The organism is Pseudomonas sp. IzPS59 (genome assembly GCF_014863505.1).
In the GTDB taxonomy this organism is placed as follows: Bacteria; Pseudomonadota; Gammaproteobacteria; order Pseudomonadales; family Pseudomonadaceae; genus Aquipseudomonas; species Aquipseudomonas kribbensis.
The window spans coordinates 5,711,085-5,727,911 of the sequence record NZ_CP062251.1 but is presented as its reverse complement, the minus strand read 5'-3'; the positions used below and the strand labels follow the sequence as shown (position 1 = coordinate 5,727,911).

14 protein-coding genes are annotated in these 16,827 nt (G+C 61.3%); 5 read left to right on the top strand and 9 right to left on the bottom strand.

The window, feature by feature from the left end; translation table 11 throughout:
- Window positions 1–127: 127 nt before the first annotated feature.
- The 8 genes from IF189_RS25790 to IF189_RS25755 form a co-directional block, all read right to left on the bottom strand.
- Window positions 128–2,050, bottom strand: a complete 1,923-nt coding sequence (locus tag IF189_RS25790; protein ID WP_011336211.1) for a PrkA family serine protein kinase — start codon at window positions 2,048–2,050, stop codon at window positions 128–130.
- 297 nt (window positions 2,051–2,347) lie between these two features.
- Entirely contained in the window at window positions 2,348–2,677 is a 330-nt protein-coding gene (glpE, locus tag IF189_RS25785) for a thiosulfate sulfurtransferase GlpE (RefSeq protein WP_007959911.1), read from the bottom strand.
- 33 nt (window positions 2,678–2,710) lie between these two features.
- Complete coding sequence (locus IF189_RS25780) at window positions 2,711–3,592, bottom strand: symmetrical bis(5'-nucleosyl)-tetraphosphatase (protein WP_134828299.1); 882 nt, start codon at window positions 3,590–3,592, stop codon at window positions 2,711–2,713.
- Complete coding sequence (gene apaG, locus IF189_RS25775; protein ID WP_085709218.1) at window positions 3,592–3,972, bottom strand: Co2+/Mg2+ efflux protein ApaG; 381 nt, start codon at window positions 3,970–3,972, stop codon at window positions 3,592–3,594. Before apaG ends, IF189_RS25780 begins: the two co-directional genes overlap by 1 nt.
- 113 nt (window positions 3,973–4,085) lie before the next feature.
- On the bottom strand, window positions 4,086–4,904 hold the full coding sequence (rsmA, locus tag IF189_RS25770) for a 16S rRNA (adenine(1518)-N(6)/adenine(1519)-N(6))-dimethyltransferase RsmA (protein ID WP_192552444.1): 819 nt from the start codon (window positions 4,902–4,904) through the stop codon (window positions 4,086–4,088).
- The gene (pdxA, locus tag IF189_RS25765) at window positions 4,901–5,890 is read right to left on the bottom strand and encodes a 4-hydroxythreonine-4-phosphate dehydrogenase PdxA (protein ID WP_192552443.1); all 990 of its coding nucleotides are present in this window, start codon (window positions 5,888–5,890) and stop codon (window positions 4,901–4,903) included. Before pdxA ends, rsmA begins: the two co-directional genes overlap by 4 nt.
- Complete coding sequence (gene surA, locus IF189_RS25760; protein WP_167748783.1) at window positions 5,887–7,203, bottom strand: peptidylprolyl isomerase SurA; 1,317 nt, start codon at window positions 7,201–7,203, stop codon at window positions 5,887–5,889. The genes pdxA and surA overlap by 4 nt, the downstream gene beginning before the upstream one ends.
- On the bottom strand, window positions 7,184–9,982 hold the full coding sequence (locus IF189_RS25755) for an LPS-assembly protein LptD (RefSeq protein WP_134828297.1): 2,799 nt from the start codon (window positions 9,980–9,982) through the stop codon (window positions 7,184–7,186). The genes surA and IF189_RS25755 overlap by 20 nt, the downstream gene beginning before the upstream one ends.
- Before the next feature lie 130 nt (window positions 9,983–10,112).
- Here IF189_RS25755 and IF189_RS25750 point away from each other — a divergent pair, with 130 nt between their 5' ends.
- From IF189_RS25750 to IF189_RS25740, 3 genes are read left to right on the top strand one after another with little or no spacing between them, the layout of a single operon-like run.
- A complete protein-coding gene (locus IF189_RS25750; RefSeq protein ID WP_134828296.1) occupies window positions 10,113–11,132 on the top strand; it encodes an aminoglycoside phosphotransferase family protein in 1,020 nt (339 codons plus the stop codon).
- Window positions 11,129–11,800, top strand: coding sequence for an N-acetylmuramate alpha-1-phosphate uridylyltransferase MurU (gene murU / locus IF189_RS25745; protein WP_192552442.1), 672 nt, complete (start codon window positions 11,129–11,131; stop codon window positions 11,798–11,800). The genes IF189_RS25750 and murU overlap by 4 nt, the downstream gene beginning before the upstream one ends.
- A gap of 1 nt (window position 11,801) precedes the next feature.
- Entirely contained in the window at window positions 11,802–12,569 is a 768-nt protein-coding gene (locus tag IF189_RS25740; protein ID WP_134828294.1) for a TerB family tellurite resistance protein, read from the top strand.
- A gap of 49 nt (window positions 12,570–12,618) precedes the next feature.
- Here IF189_RS25740 and IF189_RS25735 read toward each other — a convergent pair whose 3' ends face one another.
- Window positions 12,619–13,608 (bottom strand): alpha/beta hydrolase family protein, encoded by a 990-nt coding sequence (locus tag IF189_RS25735; protein ID WP_192552441.1) that lies wholly within the window; start codon window positions 13,606–13,608, stop codon window positions 12,619–12,621.
- Window positions 13,609–13,681: 73 nt separating this feature from the next.
- Between IF189_RS25735 and IF189_RS25730 the strand changes: the two genes are divergently transcribed.
- Entirely contained in the window at window positions 13,682–16,081 is a 2,400-nt protein-coding gene (locus IF189_RS25730) for a PAS domain S-box protein (protein ID WP_192552440.1), read from the top strand.
- On the top strand, window positions 16,082–16,711 hold the full coding sequence (locus IF189_RS25725; RefSeq protein ID WP_085709227.1) for a response regulator transcription factor: 630 nt from the start codon (window positions 16,082–16,084) through the stop codon (window positions 16,709–16,711).
- Window positions 16,712–16,827 lie beyond the last annotated feature (116 nt).

Here is a 16,827-nt window from a genome sequence, read left to right as displayed (position 1 = left end):
TCCCCCAAGCGCTTTGGGTGCTGCCTGAACCTCGCTACCGCCTTTCGAACACCTTCCAGAGGCCTGTGTAGCAGAAAATGCGCACACAGGCCTCGGGCTGACGACAACCGGTCTGACCGGCCGCGGTTTACTGTGATTTTCTGACCCGCAGATACCACTCGGAGAGCAGTCGTACCTGTTTGTCGGTGTAGCCGCGTTCGACCATTCGTGTAACGAAGTCGTTGTGTTTCTGTTGATCCTCTTTGCTGGCCTTGGCATTGAAGCTGATGACCGGCAGCAGGTCCTCGGTGTTCGAGAACATTTTCTTCTCGATGACCACCCGCAGTTTTTCGTAGCTGAGCCAGGTCGGGTTCTTGCCGTTGTTGTTGGCCCGGGCGCGCAACACGAAGTTGACGATTTCGTTGCGGAAATCCTTCGGATTGCTGATGCCGGCCGGTTTCTCGATTTTTTCCAGTTCCTCGTTGAGGGCGACGCGGTTGAGGATCTCGCCGGTTTCCGGATCGCGGTATTCCTGATCCTGAATCCAGAAGTCCGCGTACAGCACGTAGCGGTCGAAGATGTTCTGGCCGTACTCGCTGTAAGACTCGAGGTAGGCGGTCTGGATCTCCTTGCCGATGAATTCGATATAACGCGGTGCCAGGTATTCCTTCAGGTAACGCAGATAGCGCTCGCGGGTCTCGGCCTGGAACTGTTCCTGTTCGATCTGCTGTTCCAGCACATAGAGCAGGTGCACCGGGTTGGCGGCGATTTCGTGCGGGTCGAAGTTGAAGACCTTGGACAGGATCTTGAACGCGAACCGGGTCGACAGACCGTTCATGCCTTCGTCGACACCTGCCGCGTCGCGGTATTCCTGGATCGACTTGGCCTTCGGATCGGTGTCCTTGAGGTTTTCGCCGTCATACACGCGCATCTTGGAATAGATGTTGGAGTTTTCCGGCTCCTTCAGGCGTGACAGAACGGTGAACTGCGCCAGCATCTTCAGGGTGTCCGGCGCGCAATGGGCCTTGGCCAGGGAGCTGTTGAACAGCAGCTTGTCGTAGATCTTCACTTCGTCGCTGACCCGCAGGCAGTACGGCACTTTGACGATGTAGATCCGGTCGATGAAGGCTTCGTTGTTCTTGTTGTTGCGGAAGGTGTGCCACTCCGATTCGTTGGAGTGGGCCAGCAGGATCCCGGTGAACGGAATCGCGCCCAGGCCTTCGGTACTGTTGTAGTTGCCTTCCTGGGTGGCGGTCAGCAGAGGGTGCAGCACCTTGATCGGTGCCTTGAACATTTCGACGAATTCCATCAGGCCCTGGTTGGCCCGGCACAGCGCACCGGAATAGCTGTAGGCATCGGCGTCGTTCTGCGGGAATTCTTCCAGCTTGCGGATATCGACCTTGCCCACCAGCGCGGAGATGTCCTGGTTGTTCTCGTCGCCCGGTTCGGTCTTGGCCACGGCGATCTGGTTGAGGATCGAGGGGTACAGCTTGACCACGCGGAACTGGCTGATGTCGCCGCCGAATTCGGCCAGGCGCTTGGTGGCCCATGGCGACATGATGGTGTTCAGGTAGCGCCGGGGAATGCCGAAGTCTTCTTCGAGGATCGCGCCATCTTCGGTGGCGTTGAACAGACCCAGTGGAGATTCGAATACCGGTGAGCCCTTGATGGCATAGAAGGGCACTTTTTCCATGAGCTGTTTCAGCTTCTCGGCCAGGGACGATTTACCGCCACCGACGGGGCCGAGCAGGTAGAGGATCTGTTTCTTCTCCTCGAGACCCTGGGCGGCATGGCGGAAATACGACACGATCTGGTCGATGCATTCTTCCATCCCGTGGAAGTCTTCAAAGGCCGGATAGCGGCGGATCACCTTGTTGGAAAAGATTCGCGACAGCCTCGAATTGGTCGAAGTGTCGAGCAGCTCCGGTTCACCGATAGCCATCAACAGACGCTCGGCGGCGGAAACGTAGGCGCTGCGATCCTTTTTGCACAGTTCCAGGTATTCCTGCAGCGAGAATTCTTCCTGGCGTGTGGACTCGAAGCGTTGTTGGAAGTGGCTAAAGATACTCATGACGTCACCTCGCTCGATACGTGGAGCCGACGCCGGATCACTCAGTCGATGCTGGCAAGCAGCCGCGATGGCAGCTGTTGTTTACCCCCCAGAACCCTTTCGCGATCGACAACCGCGAAAGTCACTCCCGATGACCCGTGCGCCGGTGTACCGGCTCTCCCCTGTTTTGGATGGCCTGGGCTTAAGGATAGTTGGGAATTCGGGAGGTAAAGGCGAGATACGTAATTAGTTGTGGCAGACCGTTCGTCTGCCACCGCGCGAGCCCACGGGAGCCGGGGCTTGCACGTTACAAAAAAATTATTCGGAGGTGCCTTGCGCGGTTTCCGAAGGAAAAGTCGTACGCCACAGCTCGAAGCCGCCGTCCATGCTGTAGACGTCGGAAAAGCCCTGGCTGACGAGATACGCCGCGGCACCCTGGCTCGAATTGCCGTGGTAGCAGACCACGACGGTAGGGGCGTCGAGGTCGGCGCCCTGGATGAAGGCATGCAGGGAATGATTGTCCAGATGCTTCGAGCCGCTGATGTGCAGCGCCGCGAATGTGGCTGGGTCACGGACGTCGACGACCACGGCACCTTGCTCGCGCAGGGCCTGGGCCTGTTCCGGGGGGATTCGTTTGAATTCGCTCATGGCGGGTTCCTGTGGCTCGGCTGAAAACGCAGTCTAACGCGGGGCGCTGACTGGCGAGGATTCGGTGATCGGTGGTGCGACGGGAGGCAGGACGCCGCCGTGTTCGTCGCATTTGCACGACAGCCGTTCAAAGCTGTCGACGTTCATCAGGGTCAGGCTGCCGCCCCACACGCATCCGGTGTCGAGGGCCGAAATGCCGGGCTCGTGGACATCGCCTTCAAGCGCCGCCCAGTGGCCGAAAATGATGCGCAGGCCACGGGTCTTGCGTTCCTTGTGCTGGAACCACGGTTTATAGCCCGGTGGCGCCGTGTCCAGACCTTCCTTGCTCTTGAGGTCGAGCTTGCCTTCGGCGGTGCAGAAGCGCATGCGCGTGAAGTAGTTGGTGATGACCCGCAGGCGGGCCACGCCTTTGAGTTCGCTGTCCCACTTCGCCGGTTCGTTGCCGTACATGCCGTCGAGGAAGGCCGGGAGCAGGTTGTCGTCGCGCAGGGCGGTCTCGACTTCTTCGGCGTACTTCAAGGCCTTGCGCAGGGACCATTGCGGCGGGATGCCCGCGTGGGTCATGGCGACTTCACGTTGCTCGTCGTAGTGCATGAGTTTCTGATGGCGCAGCCACTCCATCAGTTCGGCGCAGTCCGGTGCTTCTAGAATCTCGCGCAGCGTGTCGGACTTTTTCATGCGCTCGATGTTTTTCGCCGCCGCCAGCAGGTGCAGGTCGTGATTGCCGAGGACGCAGACCAGCGACTCACGCATGCCATAGAGGAAACGCAGGGTTTCCAGCGATTGCGGACCACGGTTGACCAGATCGCCCACCAGCCACAACCGGTCCACTGCCGGGTCGAACGCGACTTGCCTGAGCAGGCACTTGAGCGGTTCGAGGCAGCCCTGAAGGTCGCCGACGGCATACGTTGCCATCAGTGCAGGGCTCCGGGAACGGCGAGGCGGAAGGGTTTGATGATTGCATCGAAATGCTTGCCGTCACTGGCGACCATTTCATAGCTGCCCTGCATGGTGCCGACCTTGGTGGTCATGACCGTGCCGCTGCTGTAGGTGTGGCTTTGCCCCGCATCGATCAAGGGCTGCTGGCCGACCACGCCGGCACCGCGCACTTCTTCGACATGCCCGTCGCCATCGGTGATCACCCAATGCCGGGACATCAGTCGGGCCGGTTGCTCGCCATTGTTCTGCACAGTGATGGTGTAGGCGAAGGCGAAGCGGTCGTGCTCGGGTTGCGATTGGTCTGCCAGGTAGTGAGTAACGACACTGACATCGACCTGATAACGAGGATCAGACATGCAAAAGGCCTTAAGGACAAAGCGGGACGCGGGGGGTAGCCGATGGATTGAGTCTAGGCAAGTATCGGGCAGGAGACCAGAGCGGTGTCCTGCCCGAGCACGATGATTGCCTGTCAGTCGGCTGCAGGTGTTTTCGCGGGCTGTTCGGCAAGCTTGTCGGCCAGACGCACGAATGCGGCCAGATCGAGCTGCTCGGGACGCAGGCTGCCGTCGACGCCGGCGGCCTCGATTTCAGCGTTGCTCAGCAATTGCTTGAGGGTGTTGCGCAGGGTCTTGCGACGCTGGTTGAAGGCTTCGCGCACGACGCGCTCCAGCAGGCGGTGATCCTTGGCCGGGTGCGGCAGTACCGCGTGCGGCACCAGACGCACGATGGCCGAGTCGACCTTCGGCGGCGGGTTGAATGCACCCGGGCCGACGTTGAACAGATGTTCGACCCGGCAATGGTACTGAACCATGATCGACAGACGGCCCCAATCGCCGCCACCCGGGCCGGCGGCCAGACGCTCGACGACTTCCTTCTGCAGCATGAAGTGCATGTCGCGAATGATGCTGGCGTTGTTCAGCAGGTGGAAAATCAACGGCGTGGAGATGTTGTACGGCAGGTTGCCGACCACGCGCAGGCTGTTCGGCGCAGCATTCAGGGTGTTGAAGTCGAACTTCAACGCATCGCCCTGATACAGGTTGAAGTTGCTCTTGCCGGCGAACTGCTGGTTGAGGATCGGGATCAGGTCCTTGTCCAGTTCCACCACGTCCAGCTGTGCGCCGGAATTGAGGATGCCGGCGGTCAGCGCGCCCTGGCCCGGGCCGATTTCCAGCATCCGGTCGCCGGACTTGGCACTGATGGAGCGCAGGATGCGGTCGATGACGCCGGCATCGTGCAGGAAGTTCTGGCCAAAGCGTTTGCGCGCCTTGTGTTGGTATTGCTCGGTCATAAACGGGTCTCGGCCATCTGGTAGGCGGTTTCCAGGGCGACCTGCAGGCTGCCGGTGTCGATCTTGCCGCTGCCGGCCAGATCCAGGGCGGTGCCATGGTCGACGGAGGTGCGGATGATCGGCAGGCCCAGGGTCACGTTGACCGCTGCGCCGAAGCCTTTGTACTTGAGCACGGGCAGGCCCTGGTCGTGGTACATCGCCAGCACTGCGTCGCAGTGCTCCAGATATTTGGGGGTAAACAGAGTGTCGGCAGGCAGCGGGCCACGAAGGTCCATGCCCTCGCCGCGCAGGCGCTCTAATGTTGGTTCGATGATGTCGATTTCTTCATGGCCCAGGTGTCCGCCTTCACCGGCGTGCGGGTTGAGCCCGCAGACCAGGATGCGCGGTCGGGCGATGCCGAATTTGTCTTGCAGGTCGGCGTGCAGGATCCGCGTGACCCGTTCCAGCCGCTCCGGCGTGATCGCATCGGCGATGTCGCGCAGGGGCAGGTGAGTGGTGACCAGCGCCACGCGCAAACCGCGGGTGGCGAGCATCATCACCACCTGGGCGGTGTGGGTCAGGTCGGCGAGGAATTCGGTGTGGCCGGAAAAGGCGATGCCCGATTCATTGATCACGCCCTTGTGCACCGGGGCGGTGATCATCCCGGCGAAGTCGCCGTTCAGGCAGCCATTGCCGGCGCGGGTCAGGGTTTCAAGGACGAAGGCAGCGTTGGCCTTGTCCAGTCGCCCGGCGACCACGGGGGCGCTGAGCGGGGTGTCCCAGACGTACAGGCTGTTGGCAGGCGCCGGGGTGTCCGGCCAGTTGCCAGGCGCCACTTCCAGCAAGCTGACGGCCAGCCCCAGCTGCGCGGCCCGCTCTTGGAGCAGGTCGCGGCTGGTGATGGCAATCAGGGGATGTGGCTGGGCTTGCGAGGCGAGCAGCAGGCACAGGTCGGGACCGATGCCGGCCGGTTCGCCGGGTGTCAGCGCGAAACGCTTGGGTTTCACTGCGCTGCCTGGTCTGCACCAGGGAGTTTGATCTCTACGTACGCTTCGTCACGGATCTGACGCAGCCAGGTTTGCAGCTCTTCGTCGTATTTGCGGTTACGCAGTACGGTCATGGCTTGCTGCTCACGGGCCTGTTCGGTGCTGTCAGTGGCGCGACGGCCAAGGACTTCCAGAACGTGCCAGCCGTACTGGGTCTGGAACGGCTTGGACAGCTGACCCTGCGGGGACTTGGCCATCACGGCGCGGAATTCCGGTACCAGTGCGTTCGGGTCGATCCAGTTCAGGTCGCCGCCGTTGAGGGCAGAACCCGGGTCTTCCGAGTATTTTTTCGCCAGTTCGGCGAAATCTTCGCCAGCTTCGATGCGGTTATACAGCGACTGGACAAGTTCCTTGGTCTTGGCTTCGTCGCGGACCGGACTTGGCTTGACCAGAATGTGGCGCACATGCACTTCGTCGCGCATCTGGCTTTCACCACCGCGTTTTTCCAGCAGCTTCAGGATGATGAAGCCACCCGGAGTGCGCGCTGGCTGAGTGATGTCGCCCGGCGACATGGCGCTCAGTTCACGATCGAACGGCGGTGGCAATTGAGCAGCTTTACGCCAGCCCATGTCGCCACCTTCGAGGGCGTTGTCGCTGCCGGACTTGGCAACGGCCAATTGACCGAAATCAGCGCCCTGCTTGAGTTGCTGGTAAACCTCCATCGCCTGGCGCGCGGCGCTCTGAATCGCTTCAGAGTTGGCGCTTTCCGGGGTCGGGATCAGGATGTTGGCCAGGTGCAGCTCTTCAGACAGTTGCATCTTGCCCAAGTCGGAGGCGAGGAAGTTCTTCACTTCCTGTTCCGATACCTGGATGCGTTCTGCAACACGGCGCTGACGTACACGGCTGATGATCATTTCCTTGCGGATCTGATCACGGGCGCCTTCGTAGCTCAGGCCGTCGCGGGCCAGGGCCGCGCGGAACTGGTCGACAGTCATGTTGTTGCGCTGGGCAATGGTGCCGACAGCCTGGTTCAGTTCTTCATCGGTGATGCGGATGCCGGAGCGTTCGCCGATCTGCAGCTGCAGGTTTTCGACGATCAGGCGCTCGAGCACCTGCTGATCCAGCACGCCCGGAGGCGGCAAGCCGCCACCGCGCTTGGCGATGGTTTGCTGAACTTCGTGGACGCGTTGATCCAGCTGGCTCTGCATGACCACGTCGTTGTCGACGATGGCCACAACCTTATCGATGGACTGCACCGCGGCGTTGGCCGCGGTACCCAGGAACAGCGCGCCCAGCATCAGCGGGCGCAGACAATCAGAAAGCTTGGTCTTCACGTTGACGATAACCTTGGATGCCTTTGTCGAGGAAGCTCTCTACCTTGGCGCCAGTGAGGCCGCCGAGTCCCTTCAGAACAATTTGGAGGAAGACGCCGTGGTCGCCTTTTTCGTTTTGCGGAGCTTCCTGACTGAACTCGTCGTAGGAAACCCAGTAACGGTTGATCAGGCGCAGTTTCCAGCAGCAGTTGTCGTACTCGAAACCACCGAAGGCTTCCAGTGTACGGTTGCGGTTGTAATCGTACTGCCAGCGGCTGATTGCGCTCCACTGCGGAACGATCGGCCAGATGACCGAGAAGTCATGCTGCTGGATCTTGTAGTAGTCCTTCACGTACCCAGGCTGGCCAGGGGTGCCGTAATCACCACCGCCCACCGACCATTTACCGGTGTTCTGGTCGTAACGAACCTGGTCGTTGCGATAGCGATAACCGAGGTTGACCACCTTGTTCGGGTTGTCTTCAGGCTGGTAGTGGAACATCGCGCTGCCGGAGCGCGGGCTGCGGCTGTCCGGATCCCAGTTGTAGTCGGCCGTGGTGCGCCAGTCGCGGTTCCAGCGGTATTCGTACTCCAGCGCATAAGGCGAAACATTGGAATGCGCGTCGTCGCGGGTTTTCGGATCGATACCCGGCAGCTGGACTTCGCGATCCTTGAAGTACAGGGCCTGACCGACACTGATGCGTTGACGCTCGAAACCGTCGTCTTCAATCCAGCGGTTGGTTATACCCAGCGACAGTTTGTTCTCGTCACCGACACGGTCGGAACCGGAGAAGCGGTTGTCGCGGAACAGCGACGCATAGTTGAAGGTGTATTCACCGGTGTCGAATACCGGAATGTCACCTTGATCTTTCTCAGGCACATAGAGGTAGAACAGGCGAGGTTCCAGGGTCTGGCGATAGTTCTTGCCGAACCAGGTGGTATTGCGATCGAAGTAGAGACCGCTGTCGATGCTGACGATCGGTACGCCGCGATTTTCGTTGCTGTTGAACCGGCCGTTCAACTTCTGTTGCTCGGGGCTCAAGGCAGCGATCTGCGACTTGCCGGTACCGTCCAGGTCAAGCTGGTACTGGGTGTACTGGTATTTGATCGATGGCTTCAGGAAGCCATAGGTCCAGTCCATCGGCAGGCTGATAGCCGGTTTCAGGTTGAGTCGGTCACCCGTGGCTCGGGCCAGCCCGGTCACGTTGTTATCCAGTCGACGCTCGACAGAACCGTCTTCATTGACGAAGTTGCCATCTTTCAGATCGCGGTCAAAGCGAACCAGCTCCGTCTCGTAATCGAAACGCAGGCCCTGAGGATTGTATGGCAGCTGACCATTGAAAGTGATCTGTGGCAGACGGTCATATGGCGTGATGTTCGAAACGGTCGCCAACTGGTACGCCTGAGCATTCAAGCGTGCGGTATAGCTGTCGCCACGATAGCTGATGGCGCCTTGCTGGTTCACGTAGTCGGCGCTTTTGACACCGATCTGATCGGTCGTCAGATCCTGGAAGTAATACGGATCGCTGATCTTGGTGTAATCGACCTCGGTGAACACGCGGGAGTCGAGACCACCCTTGTGCTGCCAGTTGTACATGTAGCGATTTTTTTCGTAATCGGTCTGCTTGCTGCGATCGGTGTCTTCGTCGTTGAGGTACGCGGCGCCGAACTGGCCTTCGCTGGACTTGGTCAGGTAACGGAATTCGCCTTCCATCAACAGGCCGCGCTTGCTCATGTAGCGTGGATACAACGTGGCATCGTAGTTCGGTGCCAGGTTGAAGTAGTACGGGGTGACCAGCATGAAGCCGGTGTCGCTGCCGGTGCCGATGGTCGGCGGCAGGAAGCCCGACTGACGGCGGTCGTCGATCGGGAAATAGATGTACGGGGTGTACAGGATCGGAATGTCCTTGACCCGCAGTGTCACGTTGGTCGCGGTACCGAAGCCGGTGGCAGGGTTCAGGGTGATGTTGTTGCCCTTGAGCTGCCAGGCGTTGCTGTTCGGTTCGCACGTGGTGTACGTGCCGTCCTTCAGGCGGATGATCGCGTTTTCGGCGCGCTTGGCGTACAGCGCGTTACCGCGGATGCGCGATTTGTGCATCACGTATTCGGCGTTGTCGACTTTCGCTTCACCGGTGTCTAGCTGCACATCGGCGTGGTCGCCGACGATCAGCGCGCCGTTGTCGCGGATGCGCACGTCGCCCTTGAGTTCGGCGCGGCTCTCGGCCTGGTAGAGGCTCGCTTCCTGGGATTCGACCTGCATGCTGCCCTGGCGCAGAACCACGTCACCGGCCAGCGTGCCGACCTGATCTTCGGTGTTGTAGCGCGACGCTTTCGCGCCGATGAAGGTCGGGGCGTCACTTTTATTCGTCTTGTCATTCATGCCAGGACGAATTGGTTCGATATAGGAACCAGAGCAGTAAGGACCTGTCTCGGCGAGCTGGGCGGCGGTGAGCTTCTCGCGCGGAACCCAGTCGAGGTGACTGTAGTCTTCGCTACGGGATTTCAGGCCGCGGCCCTTGGACTCGGTGACCAGCACGGGTTTGGGACCGGAGTCCGAAACGCTGCCGTTCTCGGCCGGGGCTTCGCCGGTGGCGCTGACAGCGCTGCCGTCATGCACCGGGCGCGGCGGCAATGCCGCTGCCGGCGTCTTCGGCGAACAGGCCCAGCCGCCCGTAGCCGAGACGGCGCAGTCATACTGCTCGGCGGCGACAACGAATGAACTGGCCAGAGGTTGCATAGCCAGCAGACTGCCGGTTACCAACAACGGAAATTTTTTACGAAACGCGGGGGATTTCAATGCCATCTTATTAGTCCGGGCTTCCTGCGTGCCATCTGCCCGCGGTGTGGGCCGCACGCCTCTCGATGGTCTGAAAAAGATGCTGGATAATAAAGCATGACCCGCTTGACGGCTAGCGCCGTCGGAGACCCTTGCAATGCCTGACCAAGATGTACGCTTGCAACACCTGAAAGTTTGGCTCGATGAACAGTTGGCGACCCTTTTTGCCGAACAGGGCTGGGGTGCCGTACCCCCGGCCACGTTGACCGCGGCCAGCAGCGACGCGAGTTTCCGCCGTTATTTCCGCTGGGAAGGAGCCGGTCGCAGTTTCGTCGTGATGGACGCGCCGCCACCCCAGGAAAACTGCAAACCGTTCGTGGATATCGCCTTTTTGCTGGCGAAATCCGGTATCAACGTGCCGAAAATTTATGCAGAAGACCTCGATCGCGGATTTCTTTTGCTCAATGATCTGGGCAACAAGACCTATCTCGACGTGATCAATGTCGAAAATGCCGACGCATTGTTCAGCGATGCCTTGCAGGCGCTGTTGGCTTTTCAGCAATTGCCGATGGTGGCACCGCTGCCGAGCTATGACGTTGCGCTGCTGCGCCGTGAGCTGGAACTGTTCCCCGAGTGGTACGTGAAGCGCGAGCTGGGCATCGAATTCGACACCACGCAACAGCAGCAATGGCAGCAGGTCAGCGATCTGCTGATCGACAGCGCGCTGGCCCAGCCCAAAGTGCTGGTGCACCGCGACTACATGCCGCGCAACCTGATGCTCAGCGAACCGAACCCCGGCGTGCTGGATTTTCAGGACGCGGTGTACGGCCCGGTGACTTACGACGTGACCTGTCTGTTCAAGGATGCCTTCCTCAGCTGGCCTGAAGAGCGTGTGCGCGGCTGGCTCGAAAGCTACTGGCAGCAGGCGTCGGCGCTGAATATTCCGGTACAGCCGGATTTCGAAGACTTCCTGCGCGCCAGCGACCTGATGGGTGTGCAGCGCCACTTGAAGGTCATCGGGATCTTCGCCCGCATCTGTCACCGCGACGGCAAGCCTCGATACCTCGCCGACGTGCCGCGTTTCTTCGCTTATATAGAAGCGGTGATCGCCCGCCGTCCTGAGTTGGCGCAACTGCAGGCGCTGCTGGTCAGCCTGCGTGCCGGAGCGACGGCATGAAGGCAATGATTCTGGCGGCCGGCAAAGGCGAGCGCATGCGCCCGCTGACTTTGACCACCCCCAAACCGCTGGTGCGTGCCGCTGGCGTACCGTTGATCGAGTATCACCTGCGCGCCCTCGCGGCGGCGGGTTTCAGCGAGATCGTGATCAACCATGCCTGGCTCGGCCAGCAGATTGAAGATTACCTGGGTGACGGCTCGCAATTCGGCCTGAGCATCCGTTACTCGCCCGAAGGCGAGCCGCTGGAAACCGGTGGCGGCATCTTCCGCGCCTTGCCGCTGCTCGGTGACGAAGCGTTCCTGGTGGTCAACGGCGATATCTGGACCGATTACGACTTCAGCGTGCTGCATCAGCCGATCAGCGGACTGGCGCATCTGGTGCTGGCGGACAATCCGGCCCATCACCCGGCCGGTGACTTCAGTCTGGTCGGTGATCAGGTACAGGACGGCCAACCGCAATCGCCGACCCTGACCTACAGCGGCATCGCCGTGCTGCATCCGCAGTTGTTCGACGGCTGCACGGACGGCGCCTTCAAACTGGCACCGTTGCTGCGCAAGGCCATGGCGGACGGGCAGGTCAGCGGTGAGCGACTGAAAGGTCAGTGGGTCGATGTCGGTACGCACGAGCGTCTGGCCGAGGCCGAAACCTTGATAGAAGCGAGTCGCTGATATGTTGTGGCCAGGGACTCTGATTGGAGCCGGAGCGGGTTTTGCTATCGCCAGCATTCCGGGGGCCATGCTTGGGGCTTTGTTGGGGCAGGCGCTGGATCGGCGCCTGCATTTGCAGAGCTGGGGACATTTGCGGGAAAAACTCGGCGGACAGCCGATGCTGCGCAACGACGAGTTGCTGTTCGTCCTGCTCGGGCGTCTGGCCAAGAGCGACGGGCGGGTCACCGACGGGCATATCCAGCAGGCGCGTCAGGAGATGCGCGCGCTGGACATGAGCGAGCCGGCGCAGCGTCGGGCCATTGCCGCGTTCAATCGCGGCAAGACCGGCGGGGATCGCCTGCGCGGTTATCTGCGGCGTCTGAGTGCTCAACCCCATGCTGCCGAAGGCGTGTTGCGCGCCTGCTGGCGGATGGTCTGGGCCGACGGTCGGGCCGGCAGCAGCGAGCGCGAACTGCTGGCGCAGTGGGGCAAGTGGCTGGGCTGGACGACTCACCAGATTCAGGCGCTGGCGGCGGATTACGAACCGCACAAGCGCCCGATCGTCAGCGCGGCGGTGAGTTATCAGGATGCGATGCGCCTGCTCGGCGTGTCAGCCACCAGCGAACCGGCACAGATCAAACGCGCCTACCGTCGCCTGCTCAGTCGCCATCATCCGGACAAGGTGGCCGGGGCGGGGGCGACGGCGGCCCAAGTGCTCGAGGCGACTGAAAAGACCCGCGAATTGCACAATGCCTACACATTGATTCGCGAGCGGCGGGATTTCCGCTAGATGAAAAAAAGATCGCAGCCCAGGCTGCGATCTTTTTTTTTGTGGTCGGTCAGTCCGGGTTTTGCGGATTCAACCAGCCGCGCACCCGGCGGAACAATTGCTCCTGCTCGGCCTTGTTGTCGGGCAGCGCCTTGAGCGCGACCTGGCTGAACGACGACGTCTTCAAGCGCTTGCTGGCCTGCAGACGTTCGAGTGCGGCATTGCGATCCAGCGGCTTGTCCATATAGAAGATATCGGCCGTCGGCAGCTTCAGCAGTGGCGTCAGCTCTGCGAGTTCAGGCTTGGCCTTGGGCGGCACTTGCGCGGCGACCATCAGCAGCTTTTCCACTTGCGCGGTCTGCTTTTCGTTGAGGAACCGTGCGGCCCAATAGGCGCCAGTGCCGTGCCCCAGCACCACGATGCTGTGTGCGCCTTGCTGTTCGGCGTAGGCAATCGCCGCGTCGATGCGGGCGAAGATTCGCTCGGCGTCGGCCTTGGCCTGTTCTTCGGTGGTTTCGGCAACGACCTTGTCAGCCACGTCCGCTTCACCACCGGCGGCTTGCTCGATCGGTTGGGCGGTGGTCGAATCCTTGCTGCCGGCATCGGCGGTTTTCGGTGCTGCGGGTGCTTCGACCACGGGCGGTGCGATGGTATCGCTTTGCAGGTCGGGCAGGGTGATACTCAGGCTGTTCCACTCGACGTCAGGCAATTTACGCCGCAGCGGGCCGATCGCCTGGGGCCAGTCAGCGGTTTCGCCGGCACCGGGGATGAGGATCACCACGCCTTTGGGGTCGGCGGTGTTGGCCGGTTTCCACAGGGCGAGGAAGGTGTCGCTGCCGGCCTGCAGCTGTTGTTGTTCCTGGGCCGGGACTTTGCGTTCGAGTGCCGAGGCCTCTTCCTGACTACGCTCAAGCAGTGGCTGGCGTTCGACCGGTTTTTCTTCGGCGGGTTTTTCCGCGGCAGGGGCGGGTGCCGGATCGGCGGCTTCGACGGAAAAGGCACAAGGCAGGATCAGCGACAGGCACAATGCTGGCATTGCCAGGCGAGAGACAGGGGGCATCGGTTATTCCAGGCCAGAAAGTATCCCGGCAGCCTAATGGGTTGGTCAGAATTTGTCAGTGTATGGGATTTCAATGATGCGTTTTTGCTGCCTGTGGGTTATCGGCTGTCTGGCGTTTCCCTTGATGGGCTGGGCCGCGCCTGCGCCACCGAGCCATGTTGCGCAGCTGTCGGCGAGCCAGCATCAGTGGCTGGCCGGGCACAATGAATTGCGTGTCGGCCTGATTCTGCAGGCACCGTACGCGCAATACGACCGGCGCTTGCAGCGGCTGTCCGGGGCCAATGTCGAGTTGATGAAGTGGATGGCCAAGGCCCTCGACATCGAACTCAGCTGGCGCAACTTCCCCGATCTGGAACAACTCGAAGCCGCCGCACGGGACGGCGAAATCGATATCGCCCCGGGCCTGACCCAGACACCCGGCTCGCTGCGTCTCTGGCAATTCTCCGATCCCTACATGCGCGTGCCGCAACTGGTGGTCAGCGATCAGAAAGTGAGCAGTTCGGTCGAACTGGAAAAACTCGACAGCCAGGCCCGGGTGGCCGTGCGCATGCCCAGCGTCACCGCCGATTACCTGCGCGGCAACTATCCCCATTTGAATCTGCAAGGCGTGCCACTGGAGCGTCAGGCCTTGCAGTTGCTGTTGAGTCAGCAGGCGTCTTACGCGGTGGTGGATGAAGCGCAACTGGGGCGGCTGTCCACAGAGCCTGAGTTTGCCGGGCTGGTAGTGGTCGGCGACATCGGTTTGCCGCAACTGCTGCGGGTCGCCACCCGTCGTGACTGGCCGGAGCTGGCCGGGATCGTCGAAAGCGCCTTGCGGGCGATCCCGGCGAAAGATCTGGAACGGCTGCACACGCAATGGCTGCAGCCCAAATACCCAAGGCTTTCGGAATCGCCGGGGTTCTGGCAGAACCTGAGCCTGTTGTTCGCCGTGTTGCTGCTCAGTTGTGCAGCGATTGTTTTTTGGCAGCGGCGTCAGCAACGCAGTCTCGAACAACGCCTGCTCGCCGCCCGGGAAGACATCGCCCTGCGCGCCGCCAGTGAAGAAGCCCTGCGCCTGACCCAGTTTTCCATCGACCAGAGCACCGTCGGCATCCTCTGGGTCAACTGGGACAGTCACGTGCGTTACGCCAACCGCGCGGCGGAACACATGCTCGGTTATCCACAGGGCGCACTGATCGAGCGACCGTTGATCGATTTCGAACCCGGCCTGCACATGGATCGCTGGCTCAATTTGTGGAAGCGCGCCCGGGCCAGCGAGGAAGGGCCGCTCAGTTTCGAGACGAACTGCGTGCGGGCCGATGGCAGTGTGTTGCCGGCGGATGTGTCGCTGAGTTTTCTGCGCTTTCGCGACAGCGAGTATCTGGTGGTCTACCTCACCGACGTGACCGAACGCCGGCGGGCCCTGGCCGCGTTGCAGGAAAGCGAGGCGCGCCTGCAAGGCATCGCCGCGAACGTGCCGGGGCTGGTGTTCCGTCTGGAGCGGGCGCCGGTGACCGGGCAGATCGACTTTGCCTACATCAGCGAGGGCAGCGAAAGTCTGGTGGGCTACGCACCGGCCGCCATCGCTCATCGCGACATGGGTTTGCGCAGCCTGGTACACCCGGACGACAAGGCCGGTTATCACCAGACTCAGGATCATGCACTGGACACCGACAGCGACTGGTCGTGGCAGGGGCGGATCCTGACGCGCCAGGGCGAGCAGCGCTGGGCCGAGATCAAGGCCATCACTCGGCAACTGGAGGACGGCGCCTATGTCTGGGACGGCATCGTCTGGGACATCACCGAAAGCAAGCGCATCGAACTGGAGCTGGCGGCATCGCGGGAGCAGTTGCGCGAGCTTTCCGCGCATCTGGAAAGTGTCCGTGAAGAAGAGAAGGCGCGCATCGCCCGCGAAGTTCACGATGAACTGGGGCAAATGCTGACGGTGCTGAAACTGGAGACATCGATGTGCGAACTGGCCTACGCGCAACTCGACCCGGGTCTGAACGAACGCTTGAACAGCATGAAACGTCTGATCGCCCAGTTGTTCCAGTTGGTGCGCGATGTGGCGACGGCATTGCGTCCGCCGATCCTCGATGCCGGGATTGCCTCGGCGATCGAATGGCAGGCCCGGCGATTCGAGGCGCGTACACAGATTCCGTGTCTGGTGCAGGTGCCGGACAATCTGCCGCCGCTGAGCGACGCCAAGGCCATCGGCCTGTTCCGCATCCTCCAGGAGGCGCTGACCAACGTCATGCGCCATGCCCGGGCGCATACTGTGGAACTGACGCTGGCGCTGGAAGGCACCGATTTGTGTCTGACCGTCAGCGATGATGGCATAGGATTTGTCGCCGCTGCGGGCAGGCCGACGTCTTTTGGACTGGTGGGCATGCGTGAGCGGGTGTTGATCATGGGCGGGCAGTTGTCACTCGACAGCGCGCCGGGCGAGGGCACCACACTGAGCGTGCGGGTGCCTCTGGATGAGGAGAAGTAAGTGATCCGTGTACTGGTAGCCGAAGACCACACCATCGTTCGCGAAGGCATCAAGCAATTGATCGGCCTGGCCAAGGATCTGCAAGTGGTGGGGGAGGCGAGCAATGGCGAACAGTTGCTCGAGACCCTGCGCAATGTGCCGTGCGAGGTGGTGCTGCTGGATATTTCCATGCCCGGGGTCAACGGGCTGGAAGCGATTCCACGCATCCGCGCACTGAACAATCCGCCGGCGATTCTGGTGCTGTCGATGCACGACGAAGCGCAGATGGCCGCCCGGGCGCTGAAGGTCGGCGCCGCCGGGTATGCGACCAAGGACAGCGATCCGGCGCTGCTGCTGACGGCGATCCGCAAGGTTGCGGCGGGTGGACGCTACATCGACCCGGAATTGGCCGATCGCATGGTCTTCGAAGTTGGCCTGACCGATACGCGGCCGCTGCATTCGTTGCTGTCGGAGCGCGAGTTCTCGGTGTTCGAACGCCTGGCCCAGGGCGCCAACGTCAACGACATCGCCCAGCAACTGGCCCTGAGCAGCAAGACCATCAGCACCCACAAGGCGCGACTGATGCAGAAACTCAACATCACCTCACTCGCCGAGCTGGTGAAGTACGCGATGGAACACAAGCTCCTGTAATCCGCATATCCAATAACGACAGGCGCTTTTGCCGGTTTCTGCGGCTGGAACTTCGGGGCTCGCACCTGACGTGTCCAAACGCGCCATCCTTGTAGGGCAATCCCTACCCCCGGCCT

Excerpts from the sequence above, each read along its gene's own strand:
- IF189_RS25740 (WP_134828294.1), top strand. The coding sequence starts at position 11,802 with ATGTTGTGGCCAGGGACTCTGATTGGAGCCGGAGCGGGTTTTGCTATC.
- IF189_RS25790 (WP_011336211.1), bottom strand. The coding sequence starts at position 2,050 with ATGAGTATCTTTAGCCACTTCCAACAACGCTTCGAGTCCACACGCCAG.
- IF189_RS25750 (WP_134828296.1), top strand. The coding sequence starts at position 10,113 with ATGCCTGACCAAGATGTACGCTTGCAACACCTGAAAGTTTGGCTCGAT.
- IF189_RS25780 (WP_134828299.1), bottom strand. The coding sequence starts at position 3,592 with ATGGCAACGTATGCCGTCGGCGACCTTCAGGGCTGCCTCGAACCGCTC.
- IF189_RS25730 (WP_192552440.1), top strand. The coding sequence starts at position 13,682 with ATGATGCGTTTTTGCTGCCTGTGGGTTATCGGCTGTCTGGCGTTTCCC.
- IF189_RS25735 (WP_192552441.1), bottom strand. The coding sequence starts at position 13,608 with ATGCCCCCTGTCTCTCGCCTGGCAATGCCAGCATTGTGCCTGTCGCTG.
- IF189_RS25755 (WP_134828297.1), bottom strand. The coding sequence starts at position 9,982 with ATGGCATTGAAATCCCCCGCGTTTCGTAAAAAATTTCCGTTGTTGGTA.
- glpE (WP_007959911.1), bottom strand. The coding sequence starts at position 2,677 with ATGAGCGAATTCAAACGAATCCCCCCGGAACAGGCCCAGGCCCTGCGC.
- rsmA (WP_192552444.1), bottom strand. The coding sequence starts at position 4,904 with ATGACCGAGCAATACCAACACAAGGCGCGCAAACGCTTTGGCCAGAAC.
- murU (WP_192552442.1), top strand. The coding sequence starts at position 11,129 with ATGAAGGCAATGATTCTGGCGGCCGGCAAAGGCGAGCGCATGCGCCCG.
- apaG (WP_085709218.1), bottom strand. The coding sequence starts at position 3,972 with ATGTCTGATCCTCGTTATCAGGTCGATGTCAGTGTCGTTACTCACTAC.